The organism is Pseudomonas sp. NPDC087358, assembly GCF_044900785.1.
Lineage (GTDB): Bacteria > Pseudomonadota > Gammaproteobacteria > Pseudomonadales > Pseudomonadaceae > Aquipseudomonas.
Genome location: NZ_JBJDOA010000010.1, coordinates 168,592 through 188,070, shown reverse-complemented (window position 1 = coordinate 188,070; position 19,479 = coordinate 168,592). Strand labels below are relative to the sequence as shown.

At 61.7% G+C, this 19,479-nt stretch carries 16 protein-coding genes; 11 read left to right on the top strand and 5 right to left on the bottom strand.

All coding sequences use genetic code 11. The annotated features are described in order from the left end of the window. Window positions 1-72: 72 nt before the first annotated feature. Window positions 73-801 carry a response regulator transcription factor gene (locus ACI2KS_RS22165; protein ID WP_404623146.1) on the top strand — a complete coding sequence of 243 codons (729 nt, stop codon included), beginning with the start codon at window positions 73-75 and terminating at the stop codon, window positions 799-801. Beyond that, window positions 798-2,291 (top strand): sensor histidine kinase, encoded by a 1,494-nt coding sequence (locus ACI2KS_RS22160; RefSeq protein ID WP_404623145.1) that lies wholly within the window; start codon window positions 798-800, stop codon window positions 2,289-2,291. Before ACI2KS_RS22165 ends, ACI2KS_RS22160 begins: the two co-directional genes overlap by 4 nt. A 142-nt stretch (window positions 2,292-2,433) precedes the next feature. Here ACI2KS_RS22160 and ACI2KS_RS22155 read toward each other — a convergent pair whose 3' ends face one another. Both ACI2KS_RS22155 and ACI2KS_RS22150 read right to left on the bottom strand, forming a co-directional pair. Next, complete coding sequence (locus ACI2KS_RS22155; protein ID WP_404623144.1) at window positions 2,434-3,066, bottom strand: response regulator; 633 nt, start codon at window positions 3,064-3,066, stop codon at window positions 2,434-2,436. 34 nt (window positions 3,067-3,100) lie between these two features. Beyond that, entirely contained in the window at window positions 3,101-4,459 is a 1,359-nt protein-coding gene (locus ACI2KS_RS22150; protein WP_404623143.1) for a cache domain-containing protein, read from the bottom strand. Between the two features lie 348 nt (window positions 4,460-4,807). On the opposite strand from ACI2KS_RS22150, the gene ACI2KS_RS22145 reads away from it, so the two are divergent. Beyond that, window positions 4,808-6,868 carry a carbon starvation CstA family protein gene (locus ACI2KS_RS22145; protein ID WP_404623142.1) on the top strand — a complete coding sequence of 687 codons (2,061 nt, stop codon included), beginning with the start codon at window positions 4,808-4,810 and terminating at the stop codon, window positions 6,866-6,868. Beyond that, window positions 6,868-7,065, top strand: a complete 198-nt coding sequence (locus tag ACI2KS_RS22140; protein WP_404623141.1) for a YbdD/YjiX family protein — start codon at window positions 6,868-6,870, stop codon at window positions 7,063-7,065. Before ACI2KS_RS22145 ends, ACI2KS_RS22140 begins: the two co-directional genes overlap by 1 nt. A gap of 273 nt (window positions 7,066-7,338) precedes the next feature. On the opposite strand, the gene ACI2KS_RS22135 is transcribed toward ACI2KS_RS22140, so the two are convergent. Both ACI2KS_RS22135 and ACI2KS_RS22130 read right to left on the bottom strand, forming a co-directional pair. Continuing rightward, window positions 7,339-8,412, bottom strand: coding sequence for a hypothetical protein (locus ACI2KS_RS22135; RefSeq protein ID WP_404623140.1), 1,074 nt, complete (start codon window positions 8,410-8,412; stop codon window positions 7,339-7,341). 236 nt (window positions 8,413-8,648) lie between these two features. Continuing rightward, complete coding sequence (locus ACI2KS_RS22130; protein WP_404623139.1) at window positions 8,649-10,079, bottom strand: mechanosensitive ion channel domain-containing protein; 1,431 nt, start codon at window positions 10,077-10,079, stop codon at window positions 8,649-8,651. A 227-nt stretch (window positions 10,080-10,306) separates the two neighbouring features. Here ACI2KS_RS22130 and ACI2KS_RS22125 point away from each other — a divergent pair, with 227 nt between their 5' ends. The 4 genes from ACI2KS_RS22125 to ACI2KS_RS22110 all read left to right on the top strand — a co-directional run bounded on the left by ACI2KS_RS22125 (window position 10,307) and on the right by ACI2KS_RS22110 (window position 16,096). Further along, complete coding sequence (locus ACI2KS_RS22125; protein ID WP_404623138.1) at window positions 10,307-11,299, top strand: MBL fold metallo-hydrolase; 993 nt, start codon at window positions 10,307-10,309, stop codon at window positions 11,297-11,299. 298 nt (window positions 11,300-11,597) lie between these two features. After that, window positions 11,598-13,121: an ATP-binding protein gene (locus tag ACI2KS_RS22120; RefSeq protein WP_404623137.1), complete on the top strand. Its 1,524-nt coding sequence runs from the start codon at window positions 11,598-11,600 to the stop codon at window positions 13,119-13,121. A gap of 16 nt (window positions 13,122-13,137) precedes the next feature. Further along, window positions 13,138-13,776: a response regulator transcription factor gene (locus tag ACI2KS_RS22115; RefSeq protein WP_404623136.1), complete on the top strand. Its 639-nt coding sequence runs from the start codon at window positions 13,138-13,140 to the stop codon at window positions 13,774-13,776. Between the two features lie 37 nt (window positions 13,777-13,813). Further along, window positions 13,814-16,096: an ATP-binding protein gene (locus tag ACI2KS_RS22110; RefSeq protein ID WP_404623135.1), complete on the top strand. Its 2,283-nt coding sequence runs from the start codon at window positions 13,814-13,816 to the stop codon at window positions 16,094-16,096. Window positions 16,097-16,133: 37 nt separating this feature from the next. Here ACI2KS_RS22110 and ACI2KS_RS22105 read toward each other — a convergent pair whose 3' ends face one another. Beyond that, a complete protein-coding gene (locus ACI2KS_RS22105) occupies window positions 16,134-16,778 on the bottom strand; it encodes a phosphohydrolase (RefSeq protein WP_404623134.1) in 645 nt (214 codons plus the stop codon). Window positions 16,779-16,998: 220 nt separating this feature from the next. Here ACI2KS_RS22105 and ACI2KS_RS22100 point away from each other — a divergent pair, with 220 nt between their 5' ends. The 3 genes from ACI2KS_RS22100 to ACI2KS_RS22090 all read left to right on the top strand — a co-directional run bounded on the left by ACI2KS_RS22100 (window position 16,999) and on the right by ACI2KS_RS22090 (window position 19,266). After that, the gene (locus ACI2KS_RS22100; protein ID WP_404623133.1) at window positions 16,999-17,511 is read left to right on the top strand and encodes a helix-turn-helix domain-containing protein; all 513 of its coding nucleotides are present in this window, start codon (window positions 16,999-17,001) and stop codon (window positions 17,509-17,511) included. A gap of 297 nt (window positions 17,512-17,808) precedes the next feature. Continuing rightward, the gene (locus ACI2KS_RS22095) at window positions 17,809-18,729 is read left to right on the top strand and encodes a LysR substrate-binding domain-containing protein (protein WP_404623132.1); all 921 of its coding nucleotides are present in this window, start codon (window positions 17,809-17,811) and stop codon (window positions 18,727-18,729) included. A gap of 249 nt (window positions 18,730-18,978) precedes the next feature. Continuing rightward, complete coding sequence (locus tag ACI2KS_RS22090) at window positions 18,979-19,266, top strand: hypothetical protein (protein ID WP_404623131.1); 288 nt, start codon at window positions 18,979-18,981, stop codon at window positions 19,264-19,266. Window positions 19,267-19,479: the final 213 nt, after the last annotated feature.

Genomic DNA, 19,479 nt, shown 5'->3' with positions numbered 1-19,479 from the left:
ATAACTGCCCGCCGTCAAAGTCGGCACAATGGCCACATTGCGCGACCGATGCGCCCGTAAGGTTTGCTTTCAATGGATCAGCCCAAACGCATTCTGGTGGTCGAGGACGATAGCCATATCGCCGACCTGATTTGCCTGCACCTGCGCGATGAGCATTTTGAAGTGGTGCACAGCGCCGATGGCGAAAAAGGCCTGCGCTTGCTCGAGCAGGGCGGCTGGGATGCGCTGATCCTCGATCTGATGCTGCCCGGCGTCGATGGCCTGGAAATCTGCCGCCGGGCCAGGGCCATGACCCGCTACACGCCGATCATCATCACCAGTGCGCGTTCCAGCGAGATGCACCGCATCCTGGGCCTGGAACTGGGCGCCGACGATTACCTGGCCAAGCCGTTCTCGATGATGGAGTTGGTGGCGCGGGTCAAGGCGTTGCTGCGCCGGGTCGATGCCATGGCGCGCAATCTGAAGATGGACGCCGGCAGCCTGTCCAGCGCCGGACTGTTCATCGACCCGCTGACCCGCGAGGCCTCGCTTGAGGGGCGCGCGCTGGACCTGACGCCGCGGGAGTTCGACCTGCTGTACTTTTTTGCCCGTCAGCCCGGCAAGGTGTTCTCCCGGCTGGACCTGCTCAACTCGGTCTGGGGTTACAACCACGAAGGCTACGAACACACCGTCAATACCCATATCAACCGCCTGCGCGCCAAGATCGAGGCAGACCCCGCGCAGCCTTTGCGCATCCTCACGGTCTGGGGCCGGGGTTATAAGTTCGCCGAACCCGGCGCGGCGCTGGGGGATCCGTCGTGAGAATGACCCTTAGCCAACGCTTGTCGATGGTCTTCGCCCTGTTGCTGTTGGTCTGTTGCGGCACCTCGGTATGGCTGCAGGTGCGCTCCAACAAGATGCATGAGCTGGAGGTGGTCCAGGGTCTGTCCCGAGACCTTGCCCAGCACATTGCCCGCGACACCCAACTGATGGACGCCAATGGCCTGAAGCCCGATGCGGTTCGCGAACTGTTCAGCCAGTTGATGCTCGTCAATCCCAGTGTCGAGGTGTACCTGCTCGATGGCGATGGGCGGATTGTCGGTGATGCCGCGCCCAGGGACCGCGTGCTGCGTGATCGCATCGACCTGGCGCCGGTACGCAGGCTGCTGGCGGGCGAACCCTTGCCGATCCTCGGCGACGACCCACGCAGCATGGACGCGCGCAAGGTGTTCAGCGCCGCGCCCTTGATGGTCATGGGCAAACCGGCGGGGTTTCTCTATGTGGTGCTGCTTGGTGAAGCCCATGATCGTTTTGCCGAACGTGGGGCGACCAGCGAAGCGTTGAACACTGCCCTGTGGTCGATCGGCCTGATCGCCTTGCTCTGCCTGCTGGCGGGACTCGCTGCGTTTGGCTGGATTACCCGGCCGTTGCGTCGCTTGACCGAATCGGTCGGGCAGTTCGATATCAATGCCGCACCGGTCGCTCTGGCGCCGGCGGGGCTTGAGCGTGCAGGTCATGGCGATGACGAAATCGCCGTGCTCGATGCGACCTTCAAACAGATGCAGAACCGTCTGAGCGAACAATGGCAGACCCTCACTCGACAGAGTCAGGATCGCCGCGAGCTGGTGGCCAATATCTCCCACGACCTGCGTACGCCGCTGGCCTCGTTGCATGGCTATCTGGAAGTGCTGTCGGTCAAGGACGCCAGCCTCAGTCCCGAGGAGCGCCGGCGTTATCTGGGCATTGCGCTGGATCAGAGCCGCAAGGTCGGCGGGCTGGCGCAGTCCCTGCTGGAACTGGTGCGACTGGAGCATGGCTTCGTGGTGCCGGTGGTGGAGCGTTTTTCGCTGACCGACCTGGTGCAGGATATTTTCCAGAAGTTCGAGTTGAGCGCCGAGGCCAAGGCGGTGAGCCTGACGCCGAGCTTCGCGCCGTCGATTCCGGGTGTTCACGCCGACCTGGGACTGATCGAACGGGTGCTCACCAACCTGCTGGACAACGCTCTGCGGCACACGCCCAGCGGCGGCGAGATCAAGGTATCGCTTTCACCCAGAGGCCACTTTGTCGAGGTCACGGTCAGCGACAGCGGTCCGGGGATTGCCGCCGAGTTGCGCGAAGGGCTGTTCCTGCGCCCCTTCAACATCGGCGGCGCACGGCGCGATGGCGGGCTGGGGCTGCGCATCGTGCACCAGATCCTGCAGTTACACGGGCACAAGGTCGAACTGCTGGATGTGCCAGGGCAGGGCGCGACCTTCAGGTTTGCCTTGCCCATTGATCAGGAGACGGCGGAGCGGGCGTTGCCGCAGGGGTAAGGACTTTGCAGGAGTGAGCTTGCTCGCAATTGCGTGGTGTCAGACACCTCAACAGTGACTGAAAAAATGCCATCGCGAGCACGCTCACTCCTACAGAGGAAATCGCCAGCTCACCTACAGAAATGTGTGGTGTTTATCCGCCTCACGGCAACAACAACCCGTGCTCCATGGCGTATTTGACCAACCCTGCCGGCTTGTCCACCTTGAGCTTGCGGCGGATGCTCAGACGGTGGGTTTCCACGGTCCTGACGCTGATTGCCAGGTCACGGGCAATGGTCTTGTTGTCCAGTCCCTTGGCCAGGCCGACCAGCACCTGCACTTCGCGCGGCGTGAGTTCGTTTTCGTCGGTCTTCTTCGACACCAGCTTGAGCGTGACTTCAGCGCTGTAGAAGGTACCGCCAGTGGCAATGGCCTCGATGGCGGCGACGATTTCCCGCGACGGCGCGTTCTTGAGCACATAGCCGCTGGCGCCAGCGCGGATCGAGGTGACGACGTATTCCTGATTGTCGTACATGCTCAACATGACGATCTTGATCGCTGGAAAACGCTGACGAATCAGCTGGGTCAACTCCAGTCCGTTCATGTCCTGCAGGCCGATGTCCACCAACAGAATGTCCGGCTCGACCTGCTCGCACATCGCCAATGCCTGAGTGGCGTTCTCGGCTTCGCCCACCACCTCGAACAGCGGTCGCGTGGAGAGCAAGGCGCGCACGCCGTCGCGGACCAGCGAATGGTCGTCGACCAGGGCGATACGGATAGTCTGGCTGGCGCTCATGATCGGTAGAAGCTTCCTGTGTGGGCGAGGGTGCTCATGCGGCCACGCTGACCGGCATGGTCACGGTCAATTCGCTGTGCCCCGGTGCCGAGTACAGATCGAGCTGACCATGGAAATGCTCGACGCGCTCGCGGATGTTACGCAAACCGATGCCCCCCTGTATCTCCTGCAAGCGCTCAATATTGACCCGAAAGCCGACACCGTCATCGCGAACAGTCAGTTGCACCTGTTTCTTGCTGCCCTGCAGATCGATGTAGACGTTCTGCGCGTGAGCGTGGCGCTCGATGTTGGTCAGCGCCTCCTGAAGAATGCGAAACAGTGCCACGGGTGCGCCTTCGGCCAGTTTCAGCTTGCTCAGGTTGTGCGTGTAATGAATGTTCAGGCCGGTCTGCTGTTCGAACTCGGCCACCAGCTGGGTCACTGCCGCGGCAAGGCCCAGGGTGTCGAGCAGCGAAGGGCGCAGATCATGGGAGATGGTGCGGATTTCGCCGATGGCCTCTCCCAGGCGCTCGGTGCCCTGGCGCAGGGTATCCAGGCCGCGCTGGTCGTTGCCTTCCAGTTGCAACCCGGCCAGCTCGAACTGGAATTTGATCGACACCAGCACCTGGCTGATGCCGTCATGCAGTTCGCGGGAAAGGCGTGAGCGCTCCTCTTCCTGCAGGTTCATGATGCGCTGGTTGAGCATCTGCAGCTTGCGATCGGCCAGGCGGTGTTCGCTGGCGTTGAGGGTCAGGCCGCAGACGAACACCAGCAGCACCGCAATCAGGGCCACGGCGCCGATGTCGAGCATGGTCGCGTAGATGCCCCGGGCAACTTCCTGGCGTGCCTGCTGGGTCGCGCGTTCCACATCTTCCAGATAGATCCCGGTCCCCAGCATCCAGCCCCAGCGCTTGAGCATGACCACATGGGCGAGTTTGTCGGTGACCTGACCGGTGGACGGTTTTTCCCAGGCGTAATGCTGGAACCCATCGCCCGATTGCGCGCTTTGCAGCAATGCGCGGATCACCAGCAGGCCCTGGGGATCGGTCATGTTCCACAAGTCCTTGCCCACCAGCGCGGCCTGACGCGGGTGCATCAGATTGCGGCCGTTCTGGTCGTAGACGAAGAAATAGCCATCGATGCCAAAGCTCAGCTTGGACAGTTCTTCGAGCACCTGCTGCTTGGTCTGTTCGTCGTTGCGCCCGCTGTCATAGATCGGGGTCAGGGCGCTCATGGCCATTTCCACGTAGTTTTTCAGCTCCGCGCGTTTACTGGCCAGAATGCTGTCTTCGATCAGCTGTGCCTGCTGCTCGCCCAGGCGCTGGTTCTGCACGATGACCAGCGCACAGATCACGCACACGGCCAGAATCAGCGGCAGGATGCCCAGGGCGACGATCTTGTATTTGAGTTGCATGGTGTGTGGCGTCCGGCGGGCGGGTGCTGTTGTGGGCGGTATTAGACACGTTAACTGCAGTATCTGTCTTGCGCTGCTCCGGCCAACCTTATCGGTCGTGTTGGCGCGAGCTTGCTCTCGATAGCGGTGCATCTGCCCGGTTTGCAGCGTCCGGCCTGGCGTATCGCGAGCAAGCTCACTCCTACAGGGGTTGGCAATACCTGCTGCTACGTAGTTCTACGTAGCAGTGACCGTAGTAGTACCCATTTCTCTTGCTGACAACAGCGTGGATAGTGGCGACGCTCCGTTACCCCGGCGCACACAATAACAATTACGCCACAAGCCATGAGCTTGGGCAGGAGACCCACAATGACCCGACTGACCAAACATCTGGGTTGGTTCGCCGTCGCAGCCCTCGGGGCATGCGCCCTGGGTGTCGTCGCGCTGCGCCGCGGTGAAGCCATCAACGCACTCTGGATCGTGGTCGCCGCGGTCGCCATCTATCTGGTTGCGTACCGCTACTACAGCCTGTTCATCGCCAATCACGTCATGCAACTGGACCCGACCCGGGCAACCCCTGCGGTGGTCAACAATGACGGCCTGGACTACGTTCCGACCAACAAACACATCCTTTTCGGTCACCACTTCGCCGCCATCGCCGGGGCAGGCCCGCTGGTCGGCCCGGTGCTGGCCGCGCAAATGGGCTACCTGCCCGGCACCCTCTGGCTGATCGCCGGTGTGGTCCTGGCCGGTGCGGTCCAGGACTTCATGATCCTGTTCCTGTCCACCCGCCGTAATGGTCGCTCACTGGGCGACATGGTGCGTGAGGAAATGGGCCGCGTGCCCGGGACCATCGCCCTGTTCGGCTGTTTCTTGATCATGATCATCATCCTAGCGGTGCTGGCGCTGATCGTGGTCAAGGCCCTGGCCGAGAGCCCATGGGGCATGTTCACGGTCCTGGCGACCATCCCGATTGCGATGTTCATGGGCGTGTACATGCGCTACATCCGCCCGGGTCGTATCGGTGAGATCTCGATCGTCGGCGTGGTGTTGTTGCTGCTGTCGATCTGGGCCGGTGGTCAGGTCGCAGCCAGCCCTGAATGGGCGCACGCCTTCACGTTCACGGGTGTGCAGATCACCTGGATGCTGGTCGGTTATGGCTTCGTTGCCGCCATGCTGCCGGTGTGGCTGCTGCTGGCACCGCGTGACTACCTGTCGACCTTCCTGAAAATCGGCACCATCGTCGCCCTGGCGATCGGCATCCTGATTCTGGCCCCCGAGCTGAAAATGCCGGCCCTGACCCAGTTCACCGATGGCACCGGCCCGGTCTGGAAGGGCGCACTGTTCCCGTTCCTGTTCATCACCATCGCCTGCGGTGCGGTGTCGGGTTTCCACGCGCTGATCTCTTCGGGCACTACGCCCAAGCTGCTGGATAACGAGAAGAACGCGCGTTACATCGGTTACGGCGGCATGCTGATGGAATCGTTCGTGGCGATCATGGCCATGGTCGCGGCATCGGTCATCGACCCGGGCGTCTACTTCGCCATGAACAGCCCGGCAGCCGTGGTCGGCGGTGACGTGGTCAGCGTGGCACAGACCATCACCAGCTGGGGTTTTGCGATTACCCCTGAAACCCTGACGGCGGTGGCCAAGGACATCGGCGAGAACACCGTGCTGGCTCGCGCCGGCGGTGCTCCAACGTTGGCAGTGGGTATCGCGCAGATCCTGCATCAGGTGCTGCCGGGCCAGAACACCATGGCGTTCTGGTACCACTTCGCGATTCTGTTCGAGGCGCTGTTCATCCTGACCGCGGTCGATGCCGGTACCCGTGCCGGTCGCTTCATGCTCCAGGATCTGCTCGGCAGTTTTGTGCCTGCACTCAAGCGTACTGAGTCCTGGACCGCCAACATCATTGGCACCGGTGGCTGCGTGGCGCTGTGGGGTTACCTGCTGTACCAGGGCGTGATCGATCCACTGGGCGGGATCAACACCCTGTGGCCGTTGTTCGGCATCTCCAACCAGATGCTGGCGGGTATCGCACTGATGCTGGCCACCGTGGTGCTGATCAAGATGAAACGTCAGCAGTACGTATGGGTCACCATCCTGCCAGCCTCCTGGCTGCTGATCTGCACCGTGACCGCCGGCTTCATCAAGCTGTTCGACCCGAGCCCTGCGGTGGGTTTCCTGGCGCTGGCGAAGAAATACAGCACTGCCGCTGATGCCGGTCAGATCCTGGCGCCGGCCAAGACTGTCGATCAGATGCAGCATGTGATCTTCAACGCCTACACCAACGCCGCGCTGACCACGCTGTTCCTGTTCGTGGTCCTGAGTATCCTGTTCTACGCAGTCAAGGTCGGCCGTGCGGCATGGGTCAAGAAGGAGCGCAGCGACAAGGAAGCACCGTTCCAGGCCATGCCGGACGCGCGCTGATGTTCAATGACCTGAGTCGCCTGGGCAAATACCTGGGCCAGGCGGCCCGCCTGATGGTGGGCATGCCGGATTACGACAACTATGTCGAACACATGCAAAAGACCCACCCGGACCTGCCGGTGATGTCCTACGAGGTGTTCTTCCGCGAACGCCAGGACGCCCGCTACGGCGGCAAGGCAGGGCCCAAGTGCTGCTGACTCGTTGAGTCGCAGCCTTCAACAGAAAAAGCGCCACGCCCAGTCGTGGCGTTTTTTTGCCTGATCGTTGCCACGCTTCGTGTGGAAAATGCCGGTCTGGGCGCTCTGCGTCCATCGCGGCTGGACGCCGAGCGTCCGGGGAGGTATTCCCACGCAGAGCAGGTCCGGCCGTGTGTGGCCCGTTGGCGCTTGGCTGGGCTGATGTTGCATTCGGGTTCTGCTTGCTCACGATCCACGCTCCTTGGAAATGATCGGTCTGCTGGTGGTGCTCGCTCAGCCATCCAGCAGAACGAGCGTTGTACGTTCCTCGAAGCCGGACTCACCCATGAATGCGACCCGCAACGCATGCTCATTGCCATTGAAGTCAATCGCATTGATCGTGCAGGGGCCGTTGTGGGTAAGCGCGCTGGCGCTGTGATAGGGGATGTTGAGATCGCCCTGAAGCACCAGCGTGAGCTTGCCGGGGCTGATGTTGCTGATCAACTCTGCCCTTTGAAACGCCGAACCCAGGACAATGGATTCGTTGTATTTGACCGAGGCTTCTCCAGGCCCGGCGTGCCCGACGTTGGAAGCATGGGTTTCGGCGGGGTCGCGGTCATCCCACTGGATCATGCCCATCGGATTCATGCCTGCGGAGTGAAACCTGGCAAGGCGGTGTTGCAGATGCAGTTCGTAGAGAAAGATGCCCGATGCTTCCGAGCCGCTGACCAGAATCCTGTCCATCAGATAATCCAGCGCGGCGGAGTAACGGGGCACTTGCACCGCTACCAGGGTGACGTCCGACACAAAGATGTTATCGGTCACATAAATATCGCCGGTGTCCCGGGTGATGCGGGCAAAGAGTTTCTTTGTGGTGCCACCTGGGGCGGCGGTCATCATATACAGTCTTTTACGCCGCACCGGTTGCGCTTGAGGCGCGCCCATTCGAAGTGAAGTGCCCACTGCTTCGAGCCAGCTTCTAATGCTATGCAACAGTTCGCGGGTGCAAGTCTGATTGCCGTCAGGTGAATCAGCGTGCTGAATGGCGGCCGAGTAATAGTCGTATTCATTGCGCTGCGCCGAATACCACCAGTCCCCGCGTTGCGAGGGCGGAACAGGTACATAGTTGCCACTGTCGTCCAGCTCAACGATACACAGACTCTCGAACTCCGTGTCCGACAGCGCCATGTTTTCCCGGGCCTGCACCACCAGGCTGATCTCTGCCTGCTGACGAGTGTTGGCATACAGATAGTCGCTGGCTGAGGTGCGCTCGATCTTGAATTGAACCAGCCATGTATTAGGCAGTGGAGCGGATTGCATAATATCTTCCCTGATCACGGTATGTGCTGCGTGCCCGTTTCCGCTCACTGGAGCAGGGCCATGATTAGAGGCTAGTTAATCGGCGGCTGTGCTCAAGCTGGTTTTTATACGCATCGTGCTTTAAAAACCGGCCGGTTATTGCGAACACGGTTTTTAAGCGTTATCTGGCATGAGGGTTAGAGCGACTGGATTTAACGGCTTGCCGATGAGCACTTTGCTCCGTCAGCAAGCCGGTTCCCGTGGGGTGATAGGTTAGAGCGGTGAATGTCTGTCGGGGCAAAGACTTAACGCTTCTGCAACCATCCCAGAAAGTTGTTTTTCTTGATCACCACCGGCTTGCGCAGCAACGTGTGCTGCGCGCTTTGCTGACGTATGGCCTGCAGTTTGTTCAATGCGCTGGTGATGTCGGCGCGTTGCTCCATGGCCTTGCGTGTGGCGGCCTTTTCGATCCGGTAGACCACGCAAGAGGTCAGGGCGCTGAAGCGTGCCTCGGAAGGGGTGTCGGCCAACACACTCTGCTCACCCATGACTTCGCCCGGACCCATGCGCCCGGCCTCGATCATGCTGTTGCCGTCCGGGACGTTGGCCGAGACCACCCCTGTGGCGATGACCAGCAGGCCGTCGGTGACTTCTCCCAACTCGATGATGGTCTGACCGACCGCGTATTCGCGCGCGACCATGGTCTGCGCCAGCAGATTTTTCTCATCGACGGTGCTGGTGCGAAAGACTTTGACTTCATCGAGCAACGCCCGTGGTCGCGAGGTCGCTTCGGCTGTGGTCTCCGACTGCCAGGCGATGCCGGCCGCTTCCAGATGGCGGTACGCCAGGTCGAACAGCAGGTTGCGCACGTCGCTCTTGTTGCCCAGGTCGCTGATGAATCCGGTGACCGAATATTCGATAGTCGTGGGGCTGGTGTCCTTGACCACGGCGCGCGGTCGTGGCGTCGGTAACAGCGCGCTGCAGCCCTGCAGGGCGCGCTCCAGCGCATCGAGTACCCGCCGCGGGCGGATGTGCGGGGACATCATGATGTTGATCGACACACCATGGATATGCACCGGTCGGCTCAGGTTGACGATCTTGGCTTTGGCCGCCACCGAATTGGGGATCACCACCATCGTGCCGACCCCGGTCAGCAAGTGCGTGGCGCGCCAGTCGATGTCCATGACCTTGCCTTCCATGCCGTCGATGGCGATCGAATCATCCACCTGATAGGGCTTGGTGGTGTTGAGGATGATCCCGGAGAACACGTCGCTCAAGGTGCTCTGCAAGGCCAGGCCGACGATGATCGCCATGGCCCCGGAGGTGGCCAGCAAGCCCTTGACCGGCAGTTGCAGCACGTAGCCTGCCGCCGCGACGATGGCGATCAGAAAGATCACTGCGCCGATGACCTCCTGCAACAGGCGCCCGCTGTGGCCGACGCGGCCGGTCAGCAACAGGCCCAGGAGCACGGTCAGGGTGCGGGCGGCGTACATCCACCAGACGATGGCCAGCGCCGTGGCGCCGAATTGCAGCGCACTGTCGTCCGGCCAGGCGGGCGCTTCCAGCGGGCTGACACCGGCGTTGATGATCACCAGGCTGTAGGCAACAAAGCCCCCCAGGCGGATGGCGATCCGCAGCAGCCGGTTGCGCTCGGCCAACAGGTGCCAGGCCAGCACATCGGCCAACAGCAGAAGCAGGCTCCAGGCCAGCGAGTAGTGAGGGACGACGGTCGACATTGGGAGATATCCGCTAGAAAGGCGTAGGCCGCTGTGGCACGCGCGGATGTTAGGCAGGGCGCTGGTGGATGTCTATAACCGATGGCGCGCGAATCGGCTGCATACGCTCCCTCCTGCAGTGCATGCATGTCTGCGCCGCCATCGCCAAAACCAGCACATTGTTTCAATCAATCAACTTTTGTCAGCCTCACTATGGAGGGCCTTTCTTCTTCGTTCCGAGGCTTCTGATGCGCTCATCCCTGTTTCCTTTGGCTCGCACTGTCGGGCTGGGTCTTGCGCTGTGCTCGACCCTGGCACTCGCCCAGCCACCGGCCCAGCAGAAAACCCAGGCGCCCGGGTATTTCCGGCTGGCGGTGGGCGATTACGAAGTCACCGCGCTGTTCGATGGTTACAACGATCTGTCACCCAAGTTGCTCAAGGGCATGAAGCCCGAACAGATCCGCGCGCTGCTGGCCCGGCATGCGATTGAAACACCGGGCGTGCAGACAGCGTTCAACGCTTTTCTGATCAATACCGGCACGCACCTGATCCTGGTCGACACCGGCGCCGGGCAGTGCATCGGCGAAACCGCCGGGATGCTGTCGCAGAACATGAAGGCGGCTGGTTATCAGCCTGATCAGGTCGATACGATCCTGCTGACCCATTTGCATCTTGACCATGTATGCGGCCTGGTGGACGCCAACAAACAACCGATATTTGCCAACGCCACGGTCTACGCCGCCAGGCCGGAAGCCGATTACTGGCTGGACCCGAGCGCGCTTTCACGGGTTCCGGAGCAGGCCAGGGCGTACTTCAGGATTGCTCAGGATTCGACCGCGCCTTACGTCGCCGCTGGACGCTTCAAGACCTTCAATCCGGGCGATGCGCCGGTCCCTGAAGTGCGCACCGCACTCGAGCCTGGCCATACCCCTGGCAGCACCACCTACCAGTTCACCTCCAAAGGGCAGAGCATCGTGTTCATCGGCGACCTGGTGCATAACCTGGCGGTGCAGTTCGAACATCCCGAGGTCAGCATCAGCTTCGATGAGAACAGCACCAAGGCCATCGCCAGCCGCGATGCGGTGTTTACCGAAGTTGCCGGCACCAAGGCCTGGGTGGCCGCCGCGCACCTACCGTTTCCCGGTACCGGACACATCGAGCGCACTGGCAAGCATTTCCAGTGGGTGCCGGTGGAATATGGCCCCTATCAACGGGCTGCCCATGTGCCGCTGATCGACTAGCCTTGAGCGCCGCGTCGCTCGGCGCTGTACAACGCTGGCGGCGCGACGCACAGGTGGGCTGTTATGGGCACCTCATCGTCATCTGATACAAGTCCGGGCGCTGCAACAGTGTCCGGTTAGAACAATTACCCAGAAGTCACTACCCCTACGGATAATATCGCTCGATGTTTTTTGCTGATTAGATGGGCGCTGACTAAAAATGGATCTGCTGCGTTGTTCGTGGCCGCGAGCGATTTGCCGCGTGTCTGCCTTCGGCGATCTCAGGGCGTGCGAATCCACTCTAAGGACTGCGAACAAGATGATAAGTCTCGGTCAGGCTACCGTGTCCCTGGACCTCAGGGATGTTTTCAAGGACGGCGTTGCCCTGCGCATCGGTACTCGAGCGTTCGAGATCCTCGAATTGCTGATCCGTCATCAGGGGCAACTGCTGAGCAAGGAGCAGATCCTGCAGCGGGTCTGGCCGGACACCGTCGTCGAGGAAAACAACCTGCAGGTGCATATCTCTGCACTGCGCAAGGCACTGGGCAGTGACCGTGACCTGATCCGTACCGTGCCGGGCCGCGGTTATGTATTGCTGGGCGGCGAGGGGGCCGAAGAAGGCGCCCACGAAGCGCTGCTTGCGGTGGCCCTGCGCCCGGCGACGGCGGGACGCAGCAGGCTGCCGGCAAGCGTCGAACTGGTGGGGCGTGAGTCATTGCTTGATGAGATCAACGCCGCCTTGAGTGCCAGCCACGCCATGATTACCCTGATCGGCCCGGGGGGCGTGGGCAAGACCAGCCTGGCGGTGGAATTGGCACGGCAACGGCTGGAGGAGGGGACAGCCCCGGTGTATTTCGTGCCGCTGGCCCAAGTGCAATGTGCCGAACTGTTGCCCGAAGCGCTGGCCGCCGCACTGGGCATCGATTGCTCCGGTGCCGACTCGCTGTCAGACCTGCTTGTGCGCCACCTGGCGCAGGGCCCGGGGTTGATCATTCTCGACAACTGCGAGCACCTGATCGACCCTCTGGCGGCGCTGGTCGCGACCCTGCTGCCCGGCGCACCGTCCGTGCAGATACTGGCGACCAGCCGCGAGCCGCTGCGTATCGCCGGTGAGCGCAGCCTGCAAGTGCCGCCGTTGACCTCTCCTGAGCCCGATGCCAGCCGCGAGGCGATTCTGCGCAGTGCCTCGGCGCGACTGTTTCTGCGCCAATTGCGCGCTCTGGACAGTCACCAGGCCAATGCCGTCGATGGCGAGCTGGATGACTACAGCATCGAGTTGGTGGGTGAGGTCTGCCGGCGCCTGGACGGTATTCCGTTGGCGCTGGAAATGGCCGCGGCGCGCGCGTGCGCCCTTGGGCTGTATCAATTGGTCCAGAGCCTGGACGACAGCGTGCACCTGTTGTCCGCCAGCTTGCGCACAGCGCCCCCGCGCCAGCAGACACTGGAGGCCTCTCTGGCCTGGAGTTTTCGCCTGCTCGACCGTGACGAGCGTACGGTGCTGCAACTGCTGGCCGACCTTGAGGGCCGCTTCACCCTCGACCAGGCGTGCAGCGCGCTGCAATGCGCGACACTGGCGCGGGCCAGCATCATGGATTGCATGGTCAGGCTGGCCACCAAGTCACTGCTGATGGTCTCGGTACAGGGCCCTTACCGCTTTTACCGGATGCTGGCGGCCACCCGCGCCTGTCTGCGCATCGGTCGCGCCCAGGAGATCGCCAGCCAGGCGCTCCGGCTTGATCCCAAAGACCCGTATGCCGGTCTGCAGCAGGTGGTCAGGGCTGTGCCTATCGGTCCGGACGGGTATCATGCCCGGCATCAGAGAGCCTTGGCGGCTGGCCGCTGAATCGACGGAAGAGTTTATGAGAGCGACACCCAGGGTGTACGTGGTTGACGATGACGCAGCCATTCGTACCGCGCTGCAGCGGCTGCTGAACTCCGAAGATATCGCCTGCAAGGCGTTCGAAAGCGCCGAAGCATTTCTGGCGCATCCGCTGGAGGAGGCGCCCAGCTGCCTGTTGCTGGACGTCAACCTGGCGCATGGCACCGGCTTTGACCTGCAGGCGCAGTTGCTCAAGCGCGGGCAGCACTTTCCGATCATCTTCATGACCGGCTACGGCACCATCGCCATGTCGGTGAAGGCTATCAAGGCCGGCGCCCATGAGTTCCTGACCAAACCCTTCGAACCCGAGCAGCTGCTGGACCTGGTGCGTGAAGCGCTGGCCAGCGATGCGCTCAATCTGACCGAGCGACAACTGACCTGCAACGTTGTGGCGCGCTTCACCAGCCTCACACCCAGGGAAAAACAAGTCATGGCGCTATTGATCACCGGCAAGATGAACAAACAGATCGCGGTCGAACTGGGGACCAGCGAAGTCACCGCCAAGGTTCACAAAAAGCACGTCATGACCAAAATGCATGCCGGCAACGTCATCGAACTTCTGAAGATGCACGAGCGGCTCGGCGCGCTTGTTCCTTATTGCATCACGCCTGCATGCTGACGCCTGGCCGGTGCCGTGAACGTCATCAGGGGCTTTCATGAGCAGCATCTTCAATTGGCCAGCCGCCATGAGCTCAGACGCAGGCCCTTTTGGTAGGCAGTGGCTGGAGCAACTGGTCTGGGAGTTGCTGCTCGAAGAGGGCCAGTTGTCTCACTACCGGGTCCGGCTTGCCGAGGATCCCACGCAGCAGTGGCGAGTGGTCAGGGCGAGTGCTGGCGTGGCCGACGATATCGCTCGCAGGCTCGAGCATGAATATGCCCTCGCTGATCGGCTCCTGCCGCAGTGGGCATTGCAACCGCTGGCTTTGCTGTCGGGCGATGACGGCCATTTACTGGTGCTCAGCGATCCGGGCGGGCAGCCGTTGCATGAGCTGGCTGATCAGCCGTTTTCCATCGAGCGTTTTCTGCATCTGGCCGCAGGTGCCGCTGCGGCGTTGGCAGAGGTGCATGCCAGCGGGCTGCTGCACCGCGACGTCAAGCCGTGCCATCTGGTGGAGGGCAGCGACGGGTTGGTGCGTCTTAGCGGTTTTGGCCTCAGCGTGCAGGCCCACCCGCCGGGTTATCTGCCGGTGTCGGACGCGATCTGCGGCACGCTCGCGTACATGTCGCCGGAACAGTCGCGCAGGGTCGGCCGGCACGCCGACTCGCGCAGCGATCTGTATTCACTGGGGATGACGTTCTACGAATGGCTGGCCGGTCGCTTGCCCTTCGAAGCGGTTGATGCCGTGGAGTGGGTGTATTGCCACGTCGCCCGTCAGCCGCCCGAACTCAAGCTGTTTCGCGGCGACATTCCGGCTGCGTTGTCGCAGCTGGTGCTCAGGCTGATCGCGAAAAATCCGGACGACCGTTACCAGAGCGCTGCCAGCCTGCTGGCCGACCTGCGCTCCTGTCGCTGTCAGTGGCAGCAGTTCCAGGACATCCCGGACCTGGCCATGGGGCAGCAATCAGGTCTTGGTGCATCGGGCCGCCAGACGCTGGAAGCTGTGGCGCACTATCGCGATGCAATGCTGGCGTCCCGGGCGTCGGTGACCATCCCCGGCGGTCAGGACTCGCTGGACCTGGCCTCGGTGATGAAAGCGGTCCAGGCGATGTGTGAGGAAACCGGACAGGATCGTCTGCTGGAAATGCTCATGAGCACCACCATCATCCATGCGGGCGCGCAACGGGCGCTGCTGGTGCTGGTCAAGCAGGAGGCGCCGATGATCTGCGCCATCGGCCAGGCCGACGATAACGGCTTGCAGATCGAGCTCGTCGAGCAAACGCCCAGCAAACTGCATCTGCCACTGTCGATTCTGTATCGGGTCATGCGCACCCGGCAAAAACTGGTGATCGACGACGTCGACGCCGACGACTATTTCGGTGCCGACGAGTACCTCAATCGTCAGCGCGTGCGCTCGGCACTGTGCCTGCCCTTGATCAAGCAAGGCCAGTTGATCGGTGTGCTGTACCTGGAAAACAACCTGGCGAGCGGGGTGTTCACGGCCAGTCGCACCGGCGTCCTGGAACTGCTCGCCGGGCAGGCGGCCGTCTCGCTGGAGGCTGCGCGCCTGCAGAATCAGTTGATGGAAGAAAATGCCCGACGCCAGGACATTGAAATGGCTTTGCACAACGCCCGCGCCAAGCTGGCGCAGGTGGCTCAAGTGACTGTGATGGGCGAGTTGGCGGCCTCGATCGCCCATGAAATCAACCAGCCGTTGGCGTCCATGGTCTCCAATGCCGCCGCCAGCCTGCGCTGGCTCGATCGCCAGACGCCACAGATCGACGAGGCACTGTGCGGGTTGCGTGACATCGTTCAGGACGGCAAGCGCGCCGGCGCCATCGTCAACGCATTGCAGTCCCTGGCACGACAGGGCACCCAGCATCGTCGGCCGCTGTTGATCAATGATGTGATCCGCCACGTGGTGACGTTGACGCTGGTCGAAGTCGAGCAACAACGTGTGCTGATGACCACCGATCTGACCCGTTCACCGCTGCAGATCCACGGTTCGAGCGTGCAGTTGCAGCAGGTCGTGTTGAACCTGATCCTCAATGCACTGGATGCCATGAGCGCAGGCGATCAGGTGCTGCGCCGGCTTTCGATCACCAGTGAAGCGGTCGGCGGCGATTACCTGGTGGTCAGTGTCGAGGACAGCGGCCCGGGGATCGAGGCAGAGCATCAGGACAAGGTGTTCAACGCCTTCTTCACCACCAAGGACAAAGGTATGGGCATGGGACTTGCGATCTGTCGTTCGATCATTCATGCCCATGGCGGACAGTTGTATGTCATGCCGGCACGCTATGGCGGTACGACGTTCGTGTTTACCTTGCCGGCGCTGGCGTAGCTCTTTACAGCGCAGTTCGGCATCCCGCCGCGCGTGCTCAATAGGGCCAGCTGGACGCCAGCAACTGCTCGCAAAAGCCGCCTACCTTCAGGCGCCGATCATGAAACGACAACACATCGGCATTGATGGTCCCAAACGTGCTCTGAGGTCGGTGCAGTTGGCCCTGGGCCAGAATGTGCAGGAATTTGAACTTGAAGCCAGACTCGCGGGGGTACGCGCTGAGCACCCGCGCCAGCACACCGGGGCACAGTGCCTGGCAATGCGTGCCGAGCAGATCGGTCTGCACGGCAGCTGACAGCAGTGCGGTCAACGCCGGTTTGTGCTCGGGAATGCCTGGGGTGGTGTGCAGGGCAATGGCATCCCAGACCTCGGCGATGTCGTCGCGTGAGCGGCCGTAGCCTCGTAGAAACTGCGCCGCAGCGTCGGCACTGTCGATCTCGAACCGCTGCTGTGAATGACGATACAACGCAGTGACGCCAATGCGCAGGAACAGCGCGCCGATGTACAGCAGATCGGGGTCGTAGCGCAGCTCTCGACTGCCGCCCAGCAGGCTTGCGAACACAAACGTACGCCGGGCTGAGTCGAACATCAGCCCGGACTGGGTCTGGCTCATCAACTCGGTCGCCGCGCGGGCCATCGCGCTGTCGGGGACCGGGATTCCAGCAACGTATCGGGTGGTCACTTGCATCCCTCGCAGCGAACCGTGTCTCTTGGAACAACCACCATAGGCGGGTGCGGGCAAGGCGTCCTTGTGGCGCGACTGAAATGTTCTGAAAGCGTCTGCAACAGCGTTATCAAGCGCATTGATTAGTAACCATTCAGAACATTTAATACCCCGAGAAGGACTTTAAGGCGCCATCGAACCAGACTCCTGTGACCGCTTGTGAGCTGGAGTTTTCGCAATGAATGCAATCAACCCTTCACCGTTTCGTTCGTTGCTGACGTCCCTGCGCTCACTGCCGGGCAGCGAGCGAGCGTTGCTCGAACAGGTCATGCATGAGCTGTCGCTGCATCTGGGGCCAGCCGTTGCACCCAAGGTCGCCCCGGCGCCGGTGGAGCGGGTTGCGCTGTCGCCCTGGCAGGAGCGGCGAGCCAAGGAGCTGATGTCCAGCCAGATGGACAAAGGTCTGTCGATTGCCGGAATCGCCAGCGAGTGCTCCCTGTCGCGCAGCCATTTTTCCAGAGCCTTCAAGAAGAACACCGGTCTTTCGCCACGCGACTGGTATCTGCAATTGCGTCTGGACCGGGCCAAGGGCCTGCTCGGCGAATCGGCGTTGACCATCTCGCAGATCAGCCTGGATTGCGGCTTTGCCGATCAATCGCATTTCACCCGGGTCTTTACCCGTGTGGTGGGCGTCACGCCGTTCAACTGGCGTCGCTCGATGGCGCAAGCGCTGGTCTGCTGCGCGGATTGATGGGCATGGGCCTCTGTCGCGCGGCGGACAAGGCTGATGCTCGATGCTTGATGCTTGATGCTTGATGCTCGAGCGGGGGGGGCGGTGAGGGGCTGATCTGACAGCCGCCCGCGCTGTGGATGCCCGGGCGGTGCGCTGTTCTGCCCACCGAGGTGGCAACGACGCTGGACAGGGCAGTTGTGCCCGGAGCACATTTGTTCAATCCGCACGGCGGCGCTGCGTGTATATCTGCACAGGCCTGTTGCACGGTTTCTGGCCGTCTCGGCCAATTCCCCACGTTTACCCCGGAAACGATCAATGAATCGCAACGACTTGCGCCGTGTCGACATGAACCTGCTGGTGATCTTCGAAGCCCTGATGTTCGAGCGAAACCTGACTCGCGTGGCCGAGAAGCTGTTCATGGGCCAACCTGCGATCAGCGCGGCGCTGGCGCGACTGCGCGACCTGTTCGATGACCCGCTGTTGTTGCGCAACGGCCGGGCCATGGAACCCACGGCTCGTGCGCTGGACATTCTCAAAGAGCTGCAGCCGGCGCTGGATACCATTTCCGGGGCGGTGAGCCGGGCCAAGGAGTTCGATCCCAGCACCAGTTGCGACGTGTTTCGCATCGGGCTGTCCGATGATGCCGAGTTCGGTCTGTTTCCGCCATTGCTCAGCCAGCTGCGCGAGGAGGCGCCGGGGATCATCGTCGTCGTGCGCCGAGCCAACTTCCTGTTGATGCCGGCGTTGCTGGCTTCCGGCGAAATCTCGGTGGGCATCAGCTACACCACCGAGTTGCCGGCCAACGCCAAGCGCAAGAAATTGCGCGACATCGGCTGCAAGGTGCTGCGCGGCGACAAGCGCCCTGGCGCCTTGACGCTGGACGATTACTGCGAGCGTCCGCACACCATGGTCTCGTTTTCCGGGGACTTGAGCGGCAACATCGACATTGACCTGGCCAAGGTCGGGCGCGCGCGCAGGGTGGTGGTGGCCGTGCCGCAATTCAGCGGCCTGCGCGCCTTGCTGGCCGGCACCGAGCTGATCGCAACCGTGCCTGACTACGCTGCTTGCGCGTTGGTGGAAGGTTGTGCCCTGCGGGCCGAAGATCCGCCATTCCCGATCGAGCCGGCGGAGTTGTCGATGGTCTGGAGCGGGGTGCATGACAACGATCCGGCCGAACGCTGGTTGCGCTCGCGGATCACCGAGTTCATGTCCCAGGAGACCCGGCCGATGCCTTGAGGCATTCGCGCCCGTGGACCAGCCCGAGGGTCTGAACGCGGCTTCAGATGTGCTCGGAAACGGTGGCTGCATTGACCAGGTCGTAGAACGCAAAGGCACGGTTGACCAGGAAGACGGTGACGGCGGCGAGCGCGGCGGCGTTGATCAGATGGATAGTCATGGTCGTGAGTCCTTGAAGGTAAATGTTGGCTGACTTGCGATGGAGGCGATGTTACGCGAGCACCGGAAGACCTGAAGACAATCACCTTTATGTTGAACATCGACCGCATTAATAGAAAGCTGCGGCGGCTCTGGGACGGGCGTTGGGCACACTCGGATCGGCTTTTTCAGCGGCCGACGTGTGGTTTTTCCCCTGCGGCCATGGGCAATGGCGTCGATATTGATGCAGGAAATCGCCACCGCCAGCATGCCGGACTGCTACAGATGAGGTTGCAATCGGCGTTTGCGCACACGCGGGGCGTTCGGATGCAATCGCCGATGCCCGAAAGTGACGTTCATGAAATCAATGACTTGCCTGAAGTGCGCAACGCTATTTAGTTAGTTGATTATCTGCTGCACTTAATAGGGGCGTTAGTCTGGTTGCTCATTATTACCAAAATCCAATTAATGAGTTGGGCAGGTTGCTTGCGCCTCCATTGCCTGATCGTGCTTTTATTCCAAGGTTGGCGAACTAATAGCAAAGCGCTTTATCGAACCTGAGTGCTTTTGTAAAAGCGCCACTTGGCGGATCGGCCCCGGATAGACGGGCAC

Bases quoted from the DNA above. Each gene is read 5' to 3' on its own strand.
- ACI2KS_RS22165 (WP_404623146.1), top strand. From the start codon at position 73: ATGGATCAGCCCAAACGCATTCTGGTGGTCGAGGACGATAGCCATATC.
- ACI2KS_RS22155 (WP_404623144.1), bottom strand. From the start codon at position 3,066: ATGAGCGCCAGCCAGACTATCCGTATCGCCCTGGTCGACGACCATTCG.
- ACI2KS_RS22150 (WP_404623143.1), bottom strand. From the start codon at position 4,459: ATGCAACTCAAATACAAGATCGTCGCCCTGGGCATCCTGCCGCTGATT.
- ACI2KS_RS22145 (WP_404623142.1), top strand. From the start codon at position 4,808: ATGACCCGACTGACCAAACATCTGGGTTGGTTCGCCGTCGCAGCCCTC.
- ACI2KS_RS22140 (WP_404623141.1), top strand. From the start codon at position 6,868: ATGTTCAATGACCTGAGTCGCCTGGGCAAATACCTGGGCCAGGCGGCC.
- ACI2KS_RS22130 (WP_404623139.1), bottom strand. From the start codon at position 10,079: ATGTCGACCGTCGTCCCTCACTACTCGCTGGCCTGGAGCCTGCTTCTG.
- ACI2KS_RS22125 (WP_404623138.1), top strand. From the start codon at position 10,307: ATGCGCTCATCCCTGTTTCCTTTGGCTCGCACTGTCGGGCTGGGTCTT.
- ACI2KS_RS22120 (WP_404623137.1), top strand. From the start codon at position 11,598: ATGATAAGTCTCGGTCAGGCTACCGTGTCCCTGGACCTCAGGGATGTT.
- ACI2KS_RS22115 (WP_404623136.1), top strand. From the start codon at position 13,138: ATGAGAGCGACACCCAGGGTGTACGTGGTTGACGATGACGCAGCCATT.
- ACI2KS_RS22110 (WP_404623135.1), top strand. From the start codon at position 13,814: ATGAGCAGCATCTTCAATTGGCCAGCCGCCATGAGCTCAGACGCAGGC.
- ACI2KS_RS22100 (WP_404623133.1), top strand. From the start codon at position 16,999: ATGAATGCAATCAACCCTTCACCGTTTCGTTCGTTGCTGACGTCCCTG.
- ACI2KS_RS22095 (WP_404623132.1), top strand. From the start codon at position 17,809: ATGAATCGCAACGACTTGCGCCGTGTCGACATGAACCTGCTGGTGATC.
- ACI2KS_RS22090 (WP_404623131.1), top strand. From the start codon at position 18,979: ATGTTGAACATCGACCGCATTAATAGAAAGCTGCGGCGGCTCTGGGAC.